This is a genomic window from Mycobacterium sp. DL99 (assembly GCF_004762045.1).
Lineage (GTDB): Bacteria > Actinomycetota > Actinomycetes > Mycobacteriales > Mycobacteriaceae > Mycobacterium.
On record NZ_SJOM01000007.1, the window covers coordinates 2,099,574 to 2,119,012 of the forward strand.

Below are 19,439 nucleotides of genomic sequence, written 5' to 3' on the forward strand. Positions count from 1 at the left end.
CAGAGCATCACGTACACGCGCGGGATTTCGCACCCGGGAGCACACGCGATGAGCAGCCACAGCAACGGCGCGCAGAACGGTTCGGGCATCGCCCGGGTCATCCGCGTGCTGGCGGTGCCCATCGTGCTCGGCTGGGTCGCGCTGACCATCCTGACGAACACTCTCATCCCACCGCTTGAGAAGGTCGGCGAGGAGAACACCGTCGGGCTCAGCGCCAAAGACGCGCCGGCGATGATCGCCATGCGAAAGATCGGCAGCGACTTCCAGGAGTTCGATTCCGACAGCAACGCCATGGTGGTGCTCGAGGGTGAGCAGCCCCTGGGCGACGACGCCCACCGTTACTACGACGGCGTCGTCGACCAGCTCGAGGCCGACACCGCCCGTGTGCAGCATGTGGCAGATTTCTGGGGCGACCCCCTGACGGCGTCGGGTGCGCAGAGCAACGACGGCAAGTCGGCCTATGTCCAGGTCTATCTACGCGGCAACCAGGGCGAGACGCTGGCCAACGAGTCGGTGGCCGCGGTGCGCGAGATCGTCAACCAGTCGTCGCCTCCGCCGGGCATCAAGGTGTACGTGACCGGCGGCGCGCCGCTGATCAACGACCAGCACCATGCCGGTGACAAGAGCATCGCCAAGGTCACCACCATCACGCTCGTGGTGATCGCCGTGATGCTTGTGCTCGTCTTCAGGTCTGTCGCCACCATGATCCTGGTTCTGCTGATGGTGTTCATGGAACTCGGCGCTGCCCGCGGCATCGTGGCGTTCCTGGCCCACACCGGGGTGATCGGGCTGTCGACCTTCGCGGTGAACCTCCTGACTCTGATGGTGATCGCGGCGGGAACCGACTATGCGATCTTCGCCATCGGCCGCTACCAAGAGGCGCGCGGTGCCGGTGAGGACCGGGAAACCGCGTACTACACGATGTTCCGCGGTACCTCTCACGTCGTCCTGGGGTCCGGCATGACCATTGCCGGCGCCATGTTGTGTCTGAGTTTCACCCGCCTGCCGTACTTCCAGACCATGGGTGTTCCGTGTGCGGTCGGCACGTTCGTCGCAGTGGTCGCCGCACTGACGATGGGCCCGGCGATCATTGTGATCGGCAGCCGGTTCGGGCGATTCGAGCCCAAGCGCAGCATCCGGTCGCGGGGCTGGCGTCGCGTCGGCGTCGCCGTGGTGCGGTGGCCCGGCCCGATCCTGGCCGCGACGCTGGGCCTGGCACTCATCGGTCTGCTCACGCTGCCGGGCTACAAGACCAATTACGACGCCCGCAAATACCTGCCCTCCGATCTGCCGGCCAATGTCGGATACGCCGCCGCCGAAAGGCATTTCAGCGCTGCCCGGATGAACCCCGAACTGCTGATGATCGAGACCGACCACGATTTGCGAAACCCCGCAGACTTCCTGGTCATCGACAAGATCGCCAAGGGCATCGTCCGGGTGCCCGGCGTCTCCCGGGTGCAGGCGATCACCCGGCCCAACGGCCGCCCGATCGAGCACACGAGCATCCCGTTCCTGCTCAGCCGGCAGGGCACGACCAACACGATGAACCGGAAGTACCAGCAGGACCGCATGGACGACATGCTGGTTCAGGCCGATGAGATGCAGAAGACCATCGACACGATGGAGGAGATGTCGCGCCTGACCCAGCAGATGGCCGACACCACGCACTCGATGGTGACGAAGATGAAGACGATGACCATCGATGTCGCCGAATTGCGGGACAACATCGCGGATTTCGACGATTGGTTGCGTCCCCTGCGCAACTACCTCTACTGGGAGCCGCACTGCTCCAACATCCCGCTGTGCTGGTCGATCCGGTCGATGTTCGACACCCTTGACGGCGTCGACACCATGACCGATGACATTCAGAAACTGCTGCCCGACATGGAGCGGCTGGACACGTTGATGCCGCAGTTGGTCGCATTGATGCCCCCGCAGATCGAGACCATGAAGTCCATGAAGACGATGATGCTGACACAGCGGTCGACGCAGGCCGGCCAACAGGATCAGATGGCCGCCCTGCAGGAGAACTCGACCGCGATGGGCAAGGCCTTCGACGAGGCCCGCAATGACGACACGTTCTATCTTCCGCCGGAAGCCTTCGACAACAAGGACTTCAAGCGTGGCATGAAGAACTTCATCTCGCCCGACGGAAAGTCGGTGCGGTTCATCATCAGTCACGAGGGTGATCCTGCGACGCCGGAGGGCGTCAGCCATGTGGACCCGATCAAGCTGGCGGCCAAGGAAGCGCTCAAGGGCACGCCGCTGGAAGGTTCCAAGATCTACCTGGCCGGCACCGCGGCCACCTACAAGGACATGAAGGACGGATCGTTCTATGACCTGCTGATCGCCGGAATCGCCGCGGTATCACTGATTTTCATCATCATGCTGCTCATCACGCGCAGTGTGGTCGCGGCGGCGGTGATCGTCGGTACGGTGCTGCTGTCCCTCGGCGCTTCATTCGGATTGTCCGTGCTGGTCTGGCAGCACCTGCTCGGGCTGGAACTGCACTGGATGGTGCTGGCGATGTCGGTCATCCTGTTGCTGGCGGTCGGTTCCGACTACAACCTGCTGCTGGTGTCGCGGTTCAAGGAGGAACTCCCCGGTGGCCTGAAGACCGGCATCATCCGGGCGATGGCGGGAACCGGTTCGGTGGTGACCTCCGCGGGTCTCGTATTCGCCTTCACCATGGCGTCGTTCGCATTCAGCGATCTCAAGGTCATGGCACAGGTCGGCACCACCATCGCACTCGGCCTGCTGTTCGACACCCTCATCGTGCGGTCGTTCATGACCCCGGCGATCGCTGCGATGCTGGGCCGGTGGTTCTGGTGGCCGCAGGTCATTCAGTCGGCGGCGTCCAAGCGGCGCCTGGCTGAGTTGCGGCACGACAACACATACAAAGCGTCTGCACAGCCCTGACTTAATAAGCGGGCCTAACGTAATTGATGGAAGTCGGAAACGACCGCTTCCGCTGACTCTGGACCGACGGGGCGATCCACAGTCTGGGTTCCGCAAGTCAGAGGGGTTTGGAAGATGTTGAAGTCCATCGCCATCAGCGCCGCAGCGGCCGGCGCGCTGGGCCTGGCTGTCCTCGGTATCGGCTCAGGTGTCGCCAATGCTGCCCCCGCACCGGTGGCCGGATCGGGAGTCGGCTGGGCTGAGCACCCGGGGTGGGGTTACGGCCCCGGCCCGTGGGGCCCGCCTCCGCCGCCTCCCGCGTACGGAGCCGGTTGGGGTTACGGCGGTTATGGCCCGCCGTCCGTATGCGCCACGGGGCCGTTCCGGCTGGTGCAGGTCTGTAGCTGATCCGCAAAACGAAACTGCCCATGTGCGAGCCGAAAACTCTCGCACATGGGCAGTTTCGCTTAGTTACTTCTTGTTGCCCCCAGGCCGCGGGGGTGGCGGCGGCTTGGCCTTGGTCGTCGGCTCGAATTTGCCGCCCTTTTTCGGATCGAATGTTCCAGCCATGGTGATCCCTCTCGCTCGTTTCGATAGATCCACCAATGCCCACCGTAGCCACGATCGCAAGGCCAGGCGTGGCGAACGGCGATGAACAGCTGAGAGTTCCGTGTGAACCACGCAGGTGCCAACGGCTTTCACGGCGGATCGGCGCGACGAGGCGGCGAGAATCACGACGAGTCGAATGCAGCCGGCCATGCCGGGTCACCGTGGCGACGCGTGGCAAGGCGACACGCCGGGTCTGTTGCGACACGGTCACGGGACGGTACCTATCAGTGCATCACCGGTCACATCGGCAACATTGATCACTAACGTCACATCAGCCAACTGTGACGTCATGTCGACGTCCCTGCATTGGGAAGGTGTGACATGTCGCGACGTCCTCGAGGTGCTTCGACGATGGCAGCGGCGGCCGCAATCGGACTCGTCGTCGCCGTCGGCGTAGCGCCCTCGGCATCGGCTGAACCCTGTGAAGGCGCTGCTGCGGCCGCGCAACCCCTCCCGAACCAGGCCTTCCAGATCCCCAAGCCCTCCAGGCTCGCCCCGCTCAACCGTCCGATCGGGCACATGCCGGCCGGGGCCAACGATCGGGCTCCGTTGCCCAAGCTCGGGCAGTTGCCGTTGGCCCTCCTCAAGGCGCTGATGCCGAACACCGGGCAGGTCAGGCAGAAGGCGGCGGTCGTCCCGGCACCCAATCCCGGCGGTGCCCAGCCTGTTCCGAATGCGGCTCAGCCGGCTCCGGTCCCGGCGGCGGCCCAGCCTGCCCCGGCTCCCGCAGCACAACCGGCGCCGGGCGCGCCTCCCGGAACGTCGATCGTCGGGTGGGTGACGGGTCCCGACAGCCCCAACCAGACGATCAAGCGCTTCGCCATCACGGGTACCGACCTCGGAATCATGTGGGACAACGGCGATCCGGTGAACCGCCAGGTACTGATGGCCTTCGGCGATACCAACGGATACTGCGGCATTCCCGGCAAGCAGTGGCGCTACAACGCGCTGTTCCGCAGCCAGGACGGTTCGCTGGCTCAGACCGTCGCTGTGCCCGACGGGGTGGTCGCCAACAAATACTCGGGTTCGCCGGTGTGGCGGCAGGGCATCTCCAAGCAGATCATCAACAGCATCGGCCGGGCGCCGGAGGAGACCGGGATCATCCCGACAGCGGGGATTGCCGTCGGGCGCAACCAGTATCTGAACTTCATGTCGATCCGGAACTGGGACAGCCCGGGAGCGTGGTCGACCAACTTCTCGGCGATCGCGATGTCGCCGGACAACGGTGAGAACTGGGGTGTCTACCCGGGGACCATCCGTCCGCCCGGCGGAGGTAACGAGAACTTCCAGATGGGCGCGTTCCTCAAGCCTGGCCCTGGTGATCCCTACATCTACACGTTCGGCACGCCGAACGGGCGCGGCGGTTCGGCCTATATCGCGCGGGTGTCGCCGGCCTTCATCCCGGACCTCACGAAGTACGAGTACTTCAACGCCGACAACAATGCCTGGGTGCCGGGCAATCCGGCGGCGGCAACACCGGTGATCCCGGGTCCGGTGAGCGAGATGTCCGCGCAGTACAACACGTATCTCAAGCAGTACCTCGTCATGTACGGCAACGGGATGAACGATGTGGTGATGCGTACCGCGCCGGCCCCGCAGGGGCCGTGGGGACCTGAGCAGTTGATCGCGCCCTCATCACAGATCCCGGGCGGTATCTACGCGCCGTACCTGCATCCGTGGTCGACGGGCAAGGAACTGTATTACAACCTGTCGTTGTGGTCGGCCTACAACGTCATGCTGATGAAGACCGTGCTGCCGTGACCCGACCATTGATGTGCCCCAGCGGAGCCAACATCGCGTCGAGGCCGTATTCGAACACCGCGTCGTAGTCGGTGGGGGACTGCAGGGCCGCGACGAGCGCCTGATCGGGCCAGTCGGCGGTCCAGAGGGACGGGTCCTCCTCCTCGTGTGCAGGGCCCCGCACCGCCGAGAACAGCATCACCGCAGAGGCGGTCACGTGCACCTGCACGGCCCGTAATACCAGTGCGGCGTGGGTTCCGGTGACGCCGGCCTCGGCCAGCTCGGCGGCGAGTTTCTGCTGGACCGGCAGGAACAACGTCGGTGTCCGGTCTCGCTCGTGGGCGATCGCCAGCAGATGCTGGCGGCGGATCAGCAGGCTGCGCTGGTTGCGGGCAAGCGCGGCGATCCGATTCACCGGATCCTCGCCCTCCATGGGCAGTCCGGCCATCTCAGCGACCAGGCGGTCGACCAGGCTGTCGAAGAGCGCGTCACGGCCCCCGACATGCCAGTAGATCGAGGTCACGGCGACGCCGATCCGCTCGGCGAGCCCGCGCATCGAGAACGCCTCCACCCCATCGGATTCGATGAGACTTGCGGCCGCGTCGAGGATGACCTCGGCGTCGATCGGCTTTGCCTTCGGGCTCATCGGCCGGCTTCCGCCTCGGAGATGCGTTCGGGCTCGGGCAGGTCCAGGTAGCGCTCGAGATTGCGGTGCATGTTGATGATTCTCCGCTCCTCCGCCGACAGCACCAGATGGGTGAACCCCGGTTGGTGCAGACCGCGCTGGAGGCCGGTCAGTACGGCGATGTCCTGGCTCATCACCACGCCGGGGTGAGCTTCGTCGGCGCCCATGCGGACGTCCGTCGGCCGGACCCGGGGTGCCTGCGCCGGCATGCGGGCCATCAGCGTCATCACGAGCTGCCCCCGGTCGGGGTCAGGTCCGGGCAACGACGTCATCACCGTGAGATGGTCGGCGCTGGCCAGCAGGGTCAGGTTGGGGAAGACGTTGTACTGGTGCAGGCACATCACCTGGTCGGTGCTGGCCCAGCCGATGTCGACACCGCGTCCGGCCGCGAATTCCTTGATCTGCGTGGCGATCACGTCGGCCACCGTCTGGCCAGGGGCCTGCCGGTCACGGGGGAACGGCGTACCTTCGGCGAGACCCATCAGGGCTCCCTGGGTGTACACGTAGGCGTCCCACACCTCCTCGTCGCTCAGCGATCCCGCGAGTCGCGGGCTCGGAACTCCGTAGAGGGATTCGGATTTACCGGTGTGACCCCAGATCTTCTGCGGTGCGTACACATCGTCCATGCACCGGTGCAGTTCGGGATGCAGGGTCTGGACGTGATAAGTCTCGCTGTAACCGTCGGCGATGGTCTTCCAGTTGGCATCGACGTCGATGGTCATCGTTGCGTAGCAACGGAAGTCGCCGAGGCCGCACCAGGCGATATCGCCGGGGACCGCCTCCAGATAGTCGGCGAGGGACATCGCGTCGGGGTCGAGGTTGACGAAGACCAGTCGTTCCCAGGTGTCCACCTGCACCGGAGCCAGTGGGAACTCGGACATGTGCACCGTCCCGAACCCTTTGCGGTTCGGGATCCGTTTCAGCGCGCCGGCCAGATCCCAGGTCCAGCCGTGATAGCCGCATTTCAATTCCCGCAGCGAGGAACCGGCACCGGTGCACAGGGCGTTGCCGCGGTGACGACAGGCATTCTGGAAGGCGCGCAACTCGCCGTCATCTCCCCGGATGATGAGAACCGAGTAGGGGCCGCAACGGTATTCGAAGTAGTCGCCGGGTTCGGCGACATGGTCGACCGTGCATGCCTGCTGCCACACCCGCGGCCACATGCGTTCCACTTCGAGTTGAGCGAACGCCGGTGAGATGTAGCGATCGGCCGGCACCAGCGTGGGACGTGCCGGCGGGTCGCCGATCGCGTCCACGCGTCTCGGGTCGTCGGTGTGCGTGGAACTCAGGGTCATGGAGGTGCCTCCCATTGAGAAGGACAAACTCGGGACGGTGGCAATGTAACGGTGTTACATTGCCACCGTAGCGGCCTGAACGCCTCAAGGGAGCAGAAACGTGTTCGATCTCAAAATTACCGGCGGCACTGTCGTCGACGGGACCGGTGCGGACCGGTTCACCGCCGATGTCGCGATCAAGGACGGCAAGATCGTCGAGGTGCATCGGCGCGGCGCCGGCGACCCGGCTCTGGGCGGCGACGCAGCCGAAACCATCGACGCCACAGGCAAGATCGTCGCCCCCGGATTCGTCGACATTCACACCCACTACGACGGGCAGGTCTCCTGGGACGCCGTGCTCGAGCCGTCCAGCAATCACGGCGTCACCACCGTGGTGGCGGGCAACTGCGGCGTCGGCTTCGCGCCGGTGCGTCCCGGCCAGGAGGAGTGGCTGATCTCCCTGATGGAGGGCGTCGAGGACATCCCGGGTACGGCCCTGACCGAGGGCATCACCTGGGGCTGGGAAACCTTCGGCGAATACCTGGACGTGATCGGACAGCGCGAACTGGCCGTCGACATGGGCACCCAGATCGCCCACGGTGCGATCCGGGCCTACGCGATGGGCGAGCGCGGCGCCCGCAACGAGCCGGCGAACCCCGATGACATCAAGGCCATGGCGAAGCTGGTGCAGGAGGCCATCGAAGCTGGGGCACTTGGTTTTTCATCGTCGCGTACCATCGCGCACACCGCGATGGACGGCGAGCCGGTGCCCGGCACCTTCGCCGCCGAGGACGAGTTGTTCGCCCTGGGCCGGGCCACGGCGGCCGGTGGCGCGGCGGTGTTCGAGCTGGCTCCGCAGGGGGCTGCCGGTGAAGACATCGTCGCACCCAAGAAGGAACTCGAATGGATGCGCCGTCTCGGTGAAGAGATCGACTGCGCGCTCAGCTTCGCCCTGATCCAGGTCGACGCCGACCCCAACCTGTGGCGCGACCAGCTCGACCTGTCGGCGGCGGCGCACCAGGCCGGCAGCCGGTTGTTCCCGCAGGTGGCGGCGCGACCGTTCGGCATGCTGCTGGGCTTCCCCGGCCACCACGCCTTCACCCATCGCCCGACCTACCGGCGCCTGCAGGCCGAATGCACCCGCGAGGAGCTCGCGGAGCGGCTCGCGGACCCGAAGGTGCGCGCCGCGATCCTGGCTGAGGAAGACCTGCCGATCGACCCGAACAAGCTGTTCGACGGCATGTTCATGCTGGCGCAGAATGTGGCAAATCGGCTGTACCACATCGGGGAACCGCCGGACTACGAACCGACCGACGAGCATACCGTCGCGGCCATCGCCAAACAGCGCGGCGTCGACCCGCTGACGGCGATGTACGACCTGATGCTCGAGGCCGACGCCGGCGCCATGCTGATGTACCCGATGTTCAACTATTCCGACGGTAACCACGATGCGATCCGCGAGATGCTCACCCATCCTGCGGGTGTGCTGGGCCTGTCCGACGGCGGCGCGCACTGCAGCATGATCTGCGATGCCTCGTACCCGACGTTCCTGCTGACGCACTGGGCCCGCGACCGTCATCGCGGCGAGAAGTTGCCACTGGAGTACGTGATCCGTAAGCAGTCGCACGACACCGCGCAGCTCTACGGCATGTCGGACCGCGGCGTGATCGGCGTGGGCAAGAAGGCCGACATCAACGTCATCGACCTGGACGCGCTGACCTTGCATGCGCCGAGGATGGCGTATGACCTGCCCGCCGGCGGAAAACGGTTGGTACAGGGCGCAAGTGGTTACGACGCGACAATCGTGAGCGGCGCGGTGACCCGCCGTCACGGTGTCGATACAGGTGCCCGCCCGGGGCGTCTGGTGCGCGGGACCCGCTGATAGGTGTCTTTCCGCTACGACCCGCGTCAGCGGCCGGCGCAGCCTCCGGCACCGGCCGCTGACGCGTTCGCCATCCATACTGCCGTTGTCGCCGAAGGGGTTTCGCTGGCATTCGTCCGCGAGGGTATCGGCGGTGTGCCCCTGCTGCTGGTGCACGGGTATCCCGAGACCAAGCGGATCTGGTGGCGCAACATCGCGGCCCTGGCTGCGGCCGGCTTCGAGGTCATCGTCCCGGACCTGCGCGGCGTGGGGGACAGCGCGATCCCGCCCGACGACCAGCACGACATCGTCACGTACTCCCGCGATCTGTATGCGTTGGTGCATGACGAGCTGGGGCACGACTCCTGCCTGATCGCCGCGAGTGATGTCGGGGCTGTCGTGGGCACCGACCTGATTCACCGATTTCCCGGATTCGTCACGGGTTTCTGTGTTTTCAACACTGTGCCGCCCATGGCCGTCGACTACTCGGGAATCGGCACCCAGCATCCGGCATCGGTCGGCGGCGCGGCCGACCCGACCGGCGACTACCGGTGGATGCAGGGTGCTTTCCCCGACGAGCTCGCTGCGATGCTGACGACGCCCGAAGCCCGCAGGCAGTGGGTGGCGGCGATGTACACCAATCGGTTGTGGGGCTCGGCGTACGCGTTCACCCAGTCCGACGTGGATTTCATGACCGAGCCGTTCGCCCACGAGGCACGGCTACGGGCCGGCTGGGCGTCCTACCAACTCGCCTACGGCCGCGCCATGTCCGAGATCCCGTTGATGGATGCGGTCGAGGTGCCCACGTTGGTGCTCTACGGTCCCGACGATCATGTGGTCGGCGAGGACTTCGTTCCCTGCACCGAGCGCGCGTTTCTCAATCGCATTGGGCCGTTGGTGGTTCCGGGTGCCGGTCACTTCCTGCAATGGGAGCGCGCCGACATCTTCAACCGGTTGATCCCGGCGGTGTTCGGCGACGTCATCGCGAACCATCGGCAGGCTGCGCCAGAATCGACCCGCCCAGCCAGCGTCTGACGAAGCGCCGCAGCTCCTCGGGGCTGCGGGCGGGGTCGTTCGGTGCGACGAAGAACGACAGCATCGTGCGCAGGGTGAATTCGACCAGGTCGCGCAGCGATGATTCGTCGTACCCGTATTTCTCCCAGTCGACGTCGAAGCGCGTGATCATCCGCATACCGAACGCCTGGCCTTCGTCGGATGCGACATTGACCGAACTGGCTGCGGCCTGGGGCCCCGACAGCATGATGCGCAGGTGCGGTATCCGGGTGACCTCCGCCAAGGTGAACATGACGCCTTCGGTCATCGCCTCGGCGGGATCGGTGATGCCGCGCACGCTCTCGGCGAGCCGGTCGAGAAATCCGTCGACCGTGGCGATGGCCGCCGCGTGCATCAGGGCCTCTGCCGTGGGGAAGTAGCGGTACACGGTCTGGCGGATGACGCCGAGCGATGCCGCGACATCGGCGATGCTGATGCTGGTGCCGGTCTCGGCGATCAACCGCACCGCGGCGGCCACGATCCGTTCCGAGGCCTCTTCGTCGCTGCCGGGCGGTTGCCCGTCCCACCCACGCCTACGCGCCACAGTCTGGATTCCTCGCAGGCAACACCCCTGCAGGATATCGCCACCCATCGTTGACGGGCCGCATCCGCGTGTAGTAATCATACAAACCTGGCGTTGTTTGTATGATTGGTCTCGATCAGCAGGCAGCCGCGGTTCGAGAGTCCAAGACAAGGCGAGGTGGCACCGATGACGGATCTGATCGTGCGGAAGATGAGGTTCGCGTTCGCGGACCACCGCGTCCCGTTCCTGTGGAACGAGACGAACCCGGCGTTCTCGTCGATGGCCAACGCGGTGTCGTTCCTGGCCATCGCGTTCGAGAAGATGATCGGCCACATGATTACCGAGGCCATGCCGTTCATCACCGATCCGGCGGTGGCCGAGGAGGCACAGGCCTTCGTGCGGCAGGAGGGCCAGCACTCGATGGCCCACCGTCAGCACGCCAAGGGACTGATCAAGACGTACCCGGCCCTGAAGGAGACCCTCGACGAGGTGATCAAGGCGTTCGACGACCTCGCCGCCGAGACGCCGCTGAAGTACCGGTTGGCATACACCGCCGATCTGGAGGCGACGTTCACGCCGGTCTTCAAGTTGATGCTCGATCATGACGACACGCTGTTCGCTCCGGGGGATGACCGGGTGGCGTCACTGTTCCTGTGGCACTTCGTCGAAGAGGTCGAGCACCGCAGCTCGGCGTTGATCATCTACGACGCGGTGGTGGACGACCCGTGGTACCGCATGCGGGTTGCCCCGTCGATCTTCAAGCACGTGTGGGCCGTGCTCAAGATCGCCTGTGAGGGCTTCAACAAGCACGTCCCCCTGGAAGAACGCCAGATCGACGCGGTGTCGATGTTCGGCATGCAGGCACGGAAAAAGGCCATCCTGCAAAAACTTCCGTTCACCAAGGCGCCCTACGACGGTCCATTCGACAACGCGTTCGCCCACCTGCCGGTGCGCGAGATGCTGACTGCCCTGGTAGGGGTGGTCCGCAGCCAGGTTCCGGGCCACAACCCGGCCCACGAGAAGCTGCCGGTCTTGGCTGACGAGTGGTTCCAGCGTTATCAGGACGGCTACGACGTCACGCTGTGGTACACCGCCGACCAGACCCCGAGCCAGAAGGTGGATACCGCCGATGTCTGATCTGTGCACCCCGACTTTCTCGGGTTTGGCTGAGCGAATGGGCTTTTCGTGTGACACGGCCGGGGGTCTGGTCGAGTTCCGCAACCCGTTCGGGCTGGAGAACTGGACGCTGCCGGTGCTGGAGATCACCGTGATCGTCGGCGCGGTGCTGGCCCTGGTGTACGCCATCGTGCGACTGCGCCGTCACAACGATCCGACCAACCTGGTGCTGTGGTTCGGTGCCATCGCCTATCTGCTGATCATCGAACCGCCACTGTATTTCCCCGGCGCGTTCGGGATCGCCGACCACGTCGACACGATGTTCGCGCACAACGTGTTCACCGTCGACTTCCTGTGGGGCCGGCTGCCGCTGTACATCGTGGCGATCTACCCGATGATGGCCACGGTGGCATACGAGATCGTCCGGATTCTCGGGATCTTCCGCCGGCGCGGTGTGCTGGTCGGCGCGATCTGCGTCGGGTTCGTCCACCACGCGTTCTACGAGATCTTCGACCACATCGGTCCGCAGCTGCGGTGGTGGGAGTGGGCGCTGGACCATCCGATGAACCAGCCGTTCTTCGCCTCGGTGCCGCTGCCCAGCGTGGTCGTGTTCGCGGCATTGTGGCCGATGTCGTTGGCCTTCTGCGTGCAGCTGTTCGTCGGCCGCCACGTCCAGGACGGCAAGACGTTCACCGGCCTGCAGATCGTGGGCCGCACCATCGTGGTCGGCGTCCTGGCGTCGATCGGAACCGCGGTGCTGCCTCTGCCCGCCACGCTCGCCGCGTCGATCTCGGGCAGCACCACGGTCGGCGGGGTGGTCTACGCCGCCGAACTCGTCGTGCTCACCGTGGTGGCGATTCCGGTGCTGTTCAATCAGTGGTCGAGCCTGCGCCGGGACCGCGACCCGGCAACAGTGCGTTATTCGAACCCGCTCATCCTGCGCTACGCCGCGGTATATCTGGCGGTCATGACGGTGCTGTGGCTGACTGCTCTGCCGGCGTACTTCGGCGCGGTCGACGGTGTCACCGCCGACGGCGACCCCATCGGCAGCCTTGCCTACACCGTGATCTGTGTGCTCATCGCTGGATTGTCGATCGCTGCAGGGGCCACCGTTAATCCCGCTGGCCTGCAACAACTGCCCGATGCGGTGGCGCAGGAACTGGCGGGTGAGCGGGAATGAGGAGCGAACCCACAGGCGCGCCACACGGCTGACCGCGTGGGTGATGGGGCAGAATTGCGGAGGTGCCGACACCGCCGCAACGCCCCGGTGAACCCGGCTGGCAACGACGCGGCCCTGTGCCGCCGCCCGATCCGGCCACCCGGCGGCTGCCCCGTCCCGGGCGGTCGGAGGCTCCGACCGAACAGATCCGGGCCCGCAGTCAGCCGCCGGAGGCCGCGACCGAGAAATTCAGACCCCCAGAGCCCGCGACCGAGAAAATCGTGCAGAACCGTCCGCCGGTCGCGCCCCGGCCCGGGGGACCACCTCCGCCGCCGCTGCCCCCGGTCGAGCCCAATCGGCCGCCGCCTGAGCCGGCGAAACCGTCGTCACGGTGGCGCAGCCCGCAGGCGATCATCCTGGCCGCCGTTATGGTCGTCGCACTTGCGATGATCGGACTGACGGGCGCCGAACTGTACGCCCGGCACAAGGCCGGCTCGGTTCTCGTCGCCGTCGCCGAATGTGTCGTTGAGGACAGTGCCTCGGTCTCGTTCGGGGTCAAGCCGCCTTTCCTGTGGCAGCACATCACCGGCCACTACACCAACATCTCGGTGGAAACCGGCGGCAAGCAGGTGCAGGCCGCCAAGGGCATGACGGCGGACGTGGCATTGTCCGACATCCGCTTACAGGGCACCGAGGATTCCAAGGGCACCATCGGATCGTTGAGCGCGACACTGACCTGGACGACTGCCGGGATCAAGAACACGGTGGCCGAGAACCTGCCCGGCGTCGGCTCCCTGGTCACCGATGTCAGCACCGATCCGTCCGCGGGCACCATCACCATGGAGGCGGTAGGGGACACCAAGGTGACTGCAAAACCGGTGGTGAACAACGGAAACCTCGATCTGCAGATCACCGACGTCAGCGGGCCCTTCGAGAAAGACACCGTGCAGACGGCGCTCGACAGCCTCATGACGAAGCTGAACGAGGCCTACCCGCTCGGGATTCATGCGGACAGCGTCTCGGTGACCGACTCCGGCGTGGTGGGCAAGTTCTCCAGCCAGAATGCGTCCATTCCCAACGACGAATCCAACGACGCCTGCTTCTCCAAGCTCTGATGCTCGCCCGATTCGCGACGGTCGGCGTACTGACGCTCGCGGCGCTGTGCGGCGCTCCACTCGCCCGCGCGCAGGACGCGAGCCCGCTGCTGCCGTTGGTGGACGCCGCAGCGCAGCGCCTTCAGACCGCAGACCCTGTGGCCGCCAACAAGTTTCGCACCGGCGGACCGATCGAAGACCCGCGCCGTGAACAGCAGGTCATCGATGCCACCACGGCCGAGGCCGGCAGTCGGCACATCGACCCGGCCTACGTGGGCCAGGTGTTCCGGGATCAGATCGACGCGACCGTCGCAGTGGAGGACGGTCTGTTCGCGCAATGGAAGCTGGATCCGGGAACCGCTCCCACAAGCGCGCCCGATCTCGCGGCGTCGAGAACCGCCATCGATGCGCTCAACCACACGATGGTGAACGAGATCGCCGACCAGTGGCCGACCCTGCACTCACCGTCATGCCCGGGCGACCTGGCGAGCGCCGTCGATGGCGTGGCCGCGGCCCGAGATCTGGATCCGCTGTATCGGCGGGCGCTGGACTACGCCACCAGGTCCTATTGCCGCTGACGTCGGACCCAATCGGGAATTGACGTTTCTGTCGACGGTGCGCGGGTACTCCTTGCCGCAGGAGGTCTGGAAATGCCTACATGGAGTTGGATCGTCATCGCTGTGGTCGCCGTGGTGATCGTGCTGCTCGCGGTGGTCGTTGCCGCATCGATGATGCGTCAGAAGCGGAGCGAACGGCTCAAGGATCAGTTCGGGCCGGAGTATGAGCACGCCGTCGAAACAGCCGGTGGTCAGCGTGCCGGCGAGCGGGAACTGCGAGCGCGCGAACGCAAGCACGACAAGTTGGACGTCAAAGAGCTGACGCCGGAGTCCCGGGCGCGATACGTCGAGGCGTGGGGCGTGACGCAGACCGGGTTCGTCGACAATCCGTCGAGATCGGTCGGTGACGCCGATCGCCTGGTGACCGAGGTGATGCGCGAACGCGGTTATCCGATAGACGATTTCGAGCAGCGTGCCGCAGATGTGTCCGTGGATCACCCTGAAGTGGTCGAGCACTATCGGGCGGCGCACATCCTTCACCTGGCGCAAGAGCAGGGCGACATCGGAACCGAGGCGCAACGCGAGGCGATCGTCCACTATCGCGCGCTCTTCGAGCGATTGGTCGGAGTTGAACCCGCGACCCGTCAGACCCGTCAGCCCGAGACACGCGCCGAGGGGGAGCCCGGCACGGATTCGCCGAAGGAGGCGGGTGCGTAGGGCTACAAGCTGTCGACGATCGCGTTCTTCAGCGCCTCGGAACCTGTGCCGAACACCGCTTGAACGCTGTTACCGACCTCGATGACGCCTGCCGCGCCGAGGGCCTTCAGCCGGTCTTGGTCGACCTTGGTCTTGTCGGCCACTTCCATGCGGAGCCGGGTGATGCAGGCGTCGACATTGACGAGGTTCTCCCGGCCGCCGAACGCGGCGATGATCTGTTCGGCCTGAGTGTCTGCTCGCGCAGGTGCGGTGAGCGTGCCGGTGCCGCCGGTCGGCACGGTGGTGGCGGAGTCGGCACCCTCGCCGAGGTTGGCCTGTTCCTCGGCCTCGAACTCCGTCTCTGGTTCGCGGCCGGGTGTGAGCATGTTCCACCTCTTGATCGCGATGTAGAACATCACGAAGTAGACGACCGAGAACACCGCTCCCATCACGACCAGCAGCCAGATGTTCTTCGCCGCGGGCGCACCGCCGTAGAGCAGCAGATCGAGGAGTCCGGCCGAGAACGAGAAGCCCAGGTGGATGTCGAGCAGATAGGCGATCGCCAGGGACAGCCCGGTCAGGACCGCATGGATGACGTAGAGCGGGAACGCCACGAACATGAACGCGAACTCGAGCGGTTCGGTCACGCCGGTCAGGAACGCGGTGAGGGCGGCCGCCGAGAGGATGCCGACCGCAACCTTGCGTTGCTTCTTGTTCGCGGCGAGGATCATCGCCAGCGCCGCGGCGGGTAGACCGAACATCAGCACCGGGTAGAACCCCGAGGTGAGGATGCCCGCGGTCGGGTCGCCCGCCGCGAACCGGGTGAGCTCACCGGTGACCACCGTGCCGTCCGCGTTCTGATAGTCGCCGTAGATGAACCACACGTAAGAGTTCGGGATGTGGTGCAGGCCCAGGGGAATCAGCATGCGGTTGGCGAATCCGTAGACGAATGCCCCCAGCGCGCCGCTGCCGCCGATGAACCGGCCGAGCCCGGTCAGTCCCGCGTCGAAGATCGGATAGAAGTAGCTCATCAGGAAGGCGATGAAAAGACTTGCCAGGGACACCACGATCGGGACGAAACGTCGCCCGCCGAAAAAGCCGAGATAGGACGGTAATTGGATGGTGTGGTAGCGGTCGAACAGCCATGCCGTCACCAGACCCACCACGATTCCGGCGAACACGCTGTAGTTGATCTGGGCCTGATCGCCGGCCTTGTCCACTTCGCCGGCCAGCACGATGGGGGACATGGTCTTGAACACCGCGGCCATCACCAGATAACCGACCACCGCGGCCAGCGCCGTCGAGCCGTCGGCCTTGCGGGCGAAGCCGATCGCGACACCGACCGCGAAGAGCAGGGGCAGATTGGTGAACAGGGCATCGCCGGCGGCGCTCATCGCCTTGAAGAACGGGCCGATGACGGGGGAGTCGATCCGGCCCAGCAGGTCGGGTTGGCCCAGCCGCAGCAGGATGCCCGCGGCGGGCAACACGGCGATCGGCAACATGAGGCTCTTGCCGAGTCGTTGCAGCTGCGCGAAAGCGGGTATGTGCAGACCGGATTTCTCCTGTGCACCTTCAGATTTCGTCGTACCGCTCATCGCCTTCTCGCCCTCCTGGCCACCCGGCGCGACCCGCCGCGAAGCTGTGCGGAAGCTTAGACGAGAACCCGTAAACTCGCGGCCGTCTTTCGGTCACGCTCGTATTGTTGGGGCACGAGCCCCCCGCCACAAAGGAGCCGCACAGTGAGCAGCACGCGAGTACTCGCCCCGGTCGCCGGGCGCGCAGTGGCACTCCAGGATGTTCCGGACCCGGTGTTCTCGGCGGGCATGGTGGGGTACGGCGCCGCCGTGGACCCCCCACGGGGCGTGATCGACGCGGTTGCCCCGGTCAGCGGCAAGTTGTTGAAGCTGATGCCGCACGCCTACGTGATCATGACCGCCGACAATGTCGGCGTCCTGGTCCACCTCGGGTTGGACACCGTCGCGCTGAACGGCGAAGGCTTCACAGCACACGTGAGTCAGGGGGATGAGGTCACCGCCGGCCAGGTGGTGATCACCTACGACGTGCCGGCCGTCGAGGCCAAAGGCCTGAATCCGATTGTCCCCGTTGTGGTCATGGACGAGCGTGAGCCCGGCAATGTGACCGTGGCCGGGCCGGTGGCCGCCGGAGCCGACATCGACTCGGGTGCGGACCTTTTCACGGCGAACAAGTAGATGGAAGTCATCATCCTCGCCGATGCCGCGAAGATCGGCGGCGTGGCCGCGGATGCGGTCGGCGCGCTGTTGGACCGCAAACCGGACGCGGTTCTGGGCCTTGCCACCGGCTCGTCACCGCTGGCGATCTACGACGAGCTCATCGCGCGGTGTACCGCGGGGCAGATCTCGTTCCGGCAGGCCCGCGGGTTCACCCTCGACGAGTACGTCGGCCTGCCCGCCGACCATCTTGAGCGCTACCGCAACGTGATCGACACCGTGTTCGTCTCGCGCGTCGACTTCGCCCCGGGTGCGGTGCTGGGCCCCGACGGCCTGGCGAGCGACATTCCGGCGGCATGCGCGGCATACGAGGACGCCATCCGCGGCGCGGGTGGGGTCGACCTACAGATCCTCGGCATCGGCACCGATGGACACATCGGCTTCAACGAGCCCGGGTCCTCGCTGGCGTCGCGCACCCGGATCAAGACGCTGACGCAGCAGACCCGCCTCGACAACGCCAGGTTCTTCGGAGGCGATCTGGACGCGGTGCCGACGCACTGCCTGACCCAGGGTCTGGCCACCATCATGGCGGCCCGGCACGTGATCCTGGTGGGGCTCGGCCGTAGTAAGGCCGAAGCGGTGCACCATCTGGTCGAGGGTGCCGTGAGTGCCATGTGGCCGGCGACCATCCTGCAGCATCACCCGCATGTCACGGTGCTGCTCGATGACGCTGCGGCACAGCGGCTTCAGCTGATCGGCTACTACCGTGAGACCTACCGCTCGAAACCGGATTGGCAGGGCACTTGAATGTTGCTGACCGCCGGCACGCTGATCACGGGCGCAGATCTGTTGCGGCCGGGATGGATTGACGTGTCCGGTGACCGGGTGACGGCGGTGGGTGCGGGTGCGCCACCCCGGCCCGCCGATCGTGATCTCGGCCCGGTGACCGTCGTGCCGGGTTTCGTCGACACCCATACGCACGGTGGTGGCGGCGGCAGTTTCTCGGTCCCATCGGAGGCCGACACGTCGGCCGCTGTGGCGCTGCACCGGCGGCACGGCACCACCACCATGATCGCCTCCCTGGTCACCGCGAGCCCGGACGATCTGCTGCAACAGGTCGGTGCGCGGGCCGAGGACGTTCGGGCCGGGCGGATCGACGGAATCCACCTCGAAGGTCCGTGGCTGTCGACCGTGCGGTGCGGGGCCCATCAACCCGCGCTCATGCGCGACCCGGATCCGGCGGAGATCGACCGGGTGCTCAGCGCCGCCGCGGGGACGATCCGGATGGTGACGATCGCGCCCGAACGTAGCGGTGCGCTTGAGGCGATCCGGCAGTTCGTCGGCGCCGGTGTGGTGGTGGCCGTGGGTCATACCGAGGCGACCTACGAGCAGACCCGCGCAGCGATCGCGGCCGGTGCCACGGTGGGCACGCATCTGTTCAACGCCATGCGTCCGATCGACCGGCGCGAACCGGGCCCGGTGATCGCCCTGCTCGAAGACCCCGCCGTCACCGTCGAACTCATCACCGACGGGGTCCACATCGATCCGGCCATCTACCGGCACGTCACGCGTTCGGTCGGTCCGGATCGCGTTTCGCTGATCACCGACGCGATGGCGGCCACCGGCATGTCCGACGGGCGTTATCACCTGGGGCCGGTGCGGGTCGACGTGATGGACGGGGTCGCGTTCGTCGGCGGCACCGACACCATCGCCGGGAGCACGGCGACCATGGACCGGGTGGTTCGATTCGCCGTGGCCCATTGCGGGTTGACGAGTGACGAGGCTCTGCTGCTCGGTGTTCGCCAGGCGTCGATCAACCCGGCGCGGGCGCTGGGCCTTCCCGGTGGCGGCCTGATCCCCGGGGCCGCAGCCGATCTCGTGGCACTGGATGCTGATCTGACCGTCGCCGCGGTGATGCGCCGAGGCGTGTGGGAGCTGGAACCGGCGGGGTAGTCGCCCAATGGGCATGTGGGCCCGAGAAGTGT

At 66.0% G+C, this 19,439-nt stretch carries 17 protein-coding genes; 13 read left to right on the top strand and 4 right to left on the bottom strand.

Annotated elements, in window-relative coordinates; all coding sequences use genetic code 11:
• Positions 1–48 precede the first annotated feature (48 nt).
• The 3 genes from EYZ64_RS10570 (at position 49) to EYZ64_RS10580 (ending at position 5,268) form a co-directional block, all read left to right on the top strand.
• Positions 49–2,919 carry an MMPL/RND family transporter gene (locus EYZ64_RS10570; RefSeq protein WP_135453393.1) on the top strand — a complete coding sequence of 957 codons (2,871 nt, stop codon included), beginning with the start codon at positions 49–51 and terminating at the stop codon, positions 2,917–2,919.
• A 114-nt stretch (positions 2,920–3,033) separates the two neighbouring features.
• A complete protein-coding gene (locus EYZ64_RS10575) occupies positions 3,034–3,306 on the top strand; it encodes a hypothetical protein (protein WP_135453394.1) in 273 nt (90 codons plus the stop codon).
• A gap of 552 nt (positions 3,307–3,858) precedes the next feature.
• Positions 3,859–5,268, top strand: coding sequence for a glycoside hydrolase family 183 protein (locus EYZ64_RS10580; protein ID WP_135453395.1), 1,410 nt, complete (start codon positions 3,859–3,861; stop codon positions 5,266–5,268).
• On the opposite strand, the gene EYZ64_RS10585 is transcribed toward EYZ64_RS10580, so the two are convergent.
• Positions 5,240–5,893 (bottom strand): TetR/AcrR family transcriptional regulator, encoded by a 654-nt coding sequence (locus EYZ64_RS10585; protein ID WP_135453396.1) that lies wholly within the window; start codon positions 5,891–5,893, stop codon positions 5,240–5,242. The two genes, EYZ64_RS10580 and EYZ64_RS10585, sit on opposite strands and share 29 nt — an antisense overlap.
• On the bottom strand, positions 5,890–7,227 hold the full coding sequence (locus tag EYZ64_RS10590; protein WP_135453397.1) for an aromatic ring-hydroxylating oxygenase subunit alpha: 1,338 nt from the start codon (positions 7,225–7,227) through the stop codon (positions 5,890–5,892). The genes EYZ64_RS10585 and EYZ64_RS10590 overlap by 4 nt, the downstream gene beginning before the upstream one ends.
• A gap of 100 nt (positions 7,228–7,327) precedes the next feature.
• On the opposite strand from EYZ64_RS10590, the gene EYZ64_RS10595 reads away from it, so the two are divergent.
• Both EYZ64_RS10595 and EYZ64_RS10600 read left to right on the top strand, forming a co-directional pair.
• Positions 7,328–9,088, top strand: a complete 1,761-nt coding sequence (locus EYZ64_RS10595; RefSeq protein ID WP_135453398.1) for an N-acyl-D-amino-acid deacylase family protein — start codon at positions 7,328–7,330, stop codon at positions 9,086–9,088.
• 3 nt (positions 9,089–9,091) lie between these two features.
• Entirely contained in the window at positions 9,092–10,102 is a 1,011-nt protein-coding gene (locus EYZ64_RS10600; protein ID WP_135453399.1) for an alpha/beta fold hydrolase, read from the top strand.
• Here the strand turns inward: EYZ64_RS10600 and EYZ64_RS10605 are convergent.
• Positions 10,047–10,664 (bottom strand): TetR/AcrR family transcriptional regulator, encoded by a 618-nt coding sequence (locus EYZ64_RS10605; protein ID WP_135453400.1) that lies wholly within the window; start codon positions 10,662–10,664, stop codon positions 10,047–10,049. The two genes, EYZ64_RS10600 and EYZ64_RS10605, sit on opposite strands and share 56 nt — an antisense overlap.
• A 165-nt stretch (positions 10,665–10,829) precedes the next feature.
• Here EYZ64_RS10605 and EYZ64_RS10610 point away from each other — a divergent pair, with 165 nt between their 5' ends.
• The 5 genes from EYZ64_RS10610 to EYZ64_RS10630 all read left to right on the top strand — a co-directional run bounded on the left by EYZ64_RS10610 (position 10,830) and on the right by EYZ64_RS10630 (position 15,286).
• Positions 10,830–11,780, top strand: a complete 951-nt coding sequence (locus tag EYZ64_RS10610; protein ID WP_135453401.1) for a metal-dependent hydrolase — start codon at positions 10,830–10,832, stop codon at positions 11,778–11,780.
• Complete coding sequence (locus EYZ64_RS10615) at positions 11,773–12,939, top strand: DUF7802 domain-containing protein (protein ID WP_135453402.1); 1,167 nt, start codon at positions 11,773–11,775, stop codon at positions 12,937–12,939. Before EYZ64_RS10610 ends, EYZ64_RS10615 begins: the two co-directional genes overlap by 8 nt.
• Before the next feature lie 62 nt (positions 12,940–13,001).
• Positions 13,002–14,033, top strand: coding sequence for an LmeA family phospholipid-binding protein (locus EYZ64_RS10620; protein WP_135453403.1), 1,032 nt, complete (start codon positions 13,002–13,004; stop codon positions 14,031–14,033).
• A complete protein-coding gene (locus EYZ64_RS10625; RefSeq protein ID WP_135453404.1) occupies positions 14,033–14,590 on the top strand; it encodes a chorismate mutase in 558 nt (185 codons plus the stop codon). Before EYZ64_RS10620 ends, EYZ64_RS10625 begins: the two co-directional genes overlap by 1 nt.
• Before the next feature lie 72 nt (positions 14,591–14,662).
• Entirely contained in the window at positions 14,663–15,286 is a 624-nt protein-coding gene (locus tag EYZ64_RS10630; protein WP_286174746.1) for a hypothetical protein, read from the top strand.
• A gap of 2 nt (positions 15,287–15,288) precedes the next feature.
• On the opposite strand, the gene EYZ64_RS10635 is transcribed toward EYZ64_RS10630, so the two are convergent.
• On the bottom strand, positions 15,289–16,860 hold the full coding sequence (locus EYZ64_RS10635) for a PTS transporter subunit EIIC (RefSeq protein WP_135453405.1): 1,572 nt from the start codon (positions 16,858–16,860) through the stop codon (positions 15,289–15,291).
• Between the two features lie 144 nt (positions 16,861–17,004).
• Between EYZ64_RS10635 and EYZ64_RS10640 the strand changes: the two genes are divergently transcribed.
• The 3 genes from EYZ64_RS10640 to nagA are packed head-to-tail and all read left to right on the top strand — an operon-like array spanning position 17,005 to position 19,407.
• Positions 17,005–17,475 (top strand): PTS sugar transporter subunit IIA, encoded by a 471-nt coding sequence (locus tag EYZ64_RS10640; RefSeq protein ID WP_135453406.1) that lies wholly within the window; start codon positions 17,005–17,007, stop codon positions 17,473–17,475.
• A complete protein-coding gene (nagB, locus tag EYZ64_RS10645; RefSeq protein WP_135453407.1) occupies positions 17,476–18,261 on the top strand; it encodes a glucosamine-6-phosphate deaminase in 786 nt (261 codons plus the stop codon).
• Positions 18,262–19,407: an N-acetylglucosamine-6-phosphate deacetylase gene (nagA, locus tag EYZ64_RS10650; protein WP_135453408.1), complete on the top strand. Its 1,146-nt coding sequence runs from the start codon at positions 18,262–18,264 to the stop codon at positions 19,405–19,407.
• The last annotated feature ends 32 nt before the right edge of the window (positions 19,408–19,439 follow it).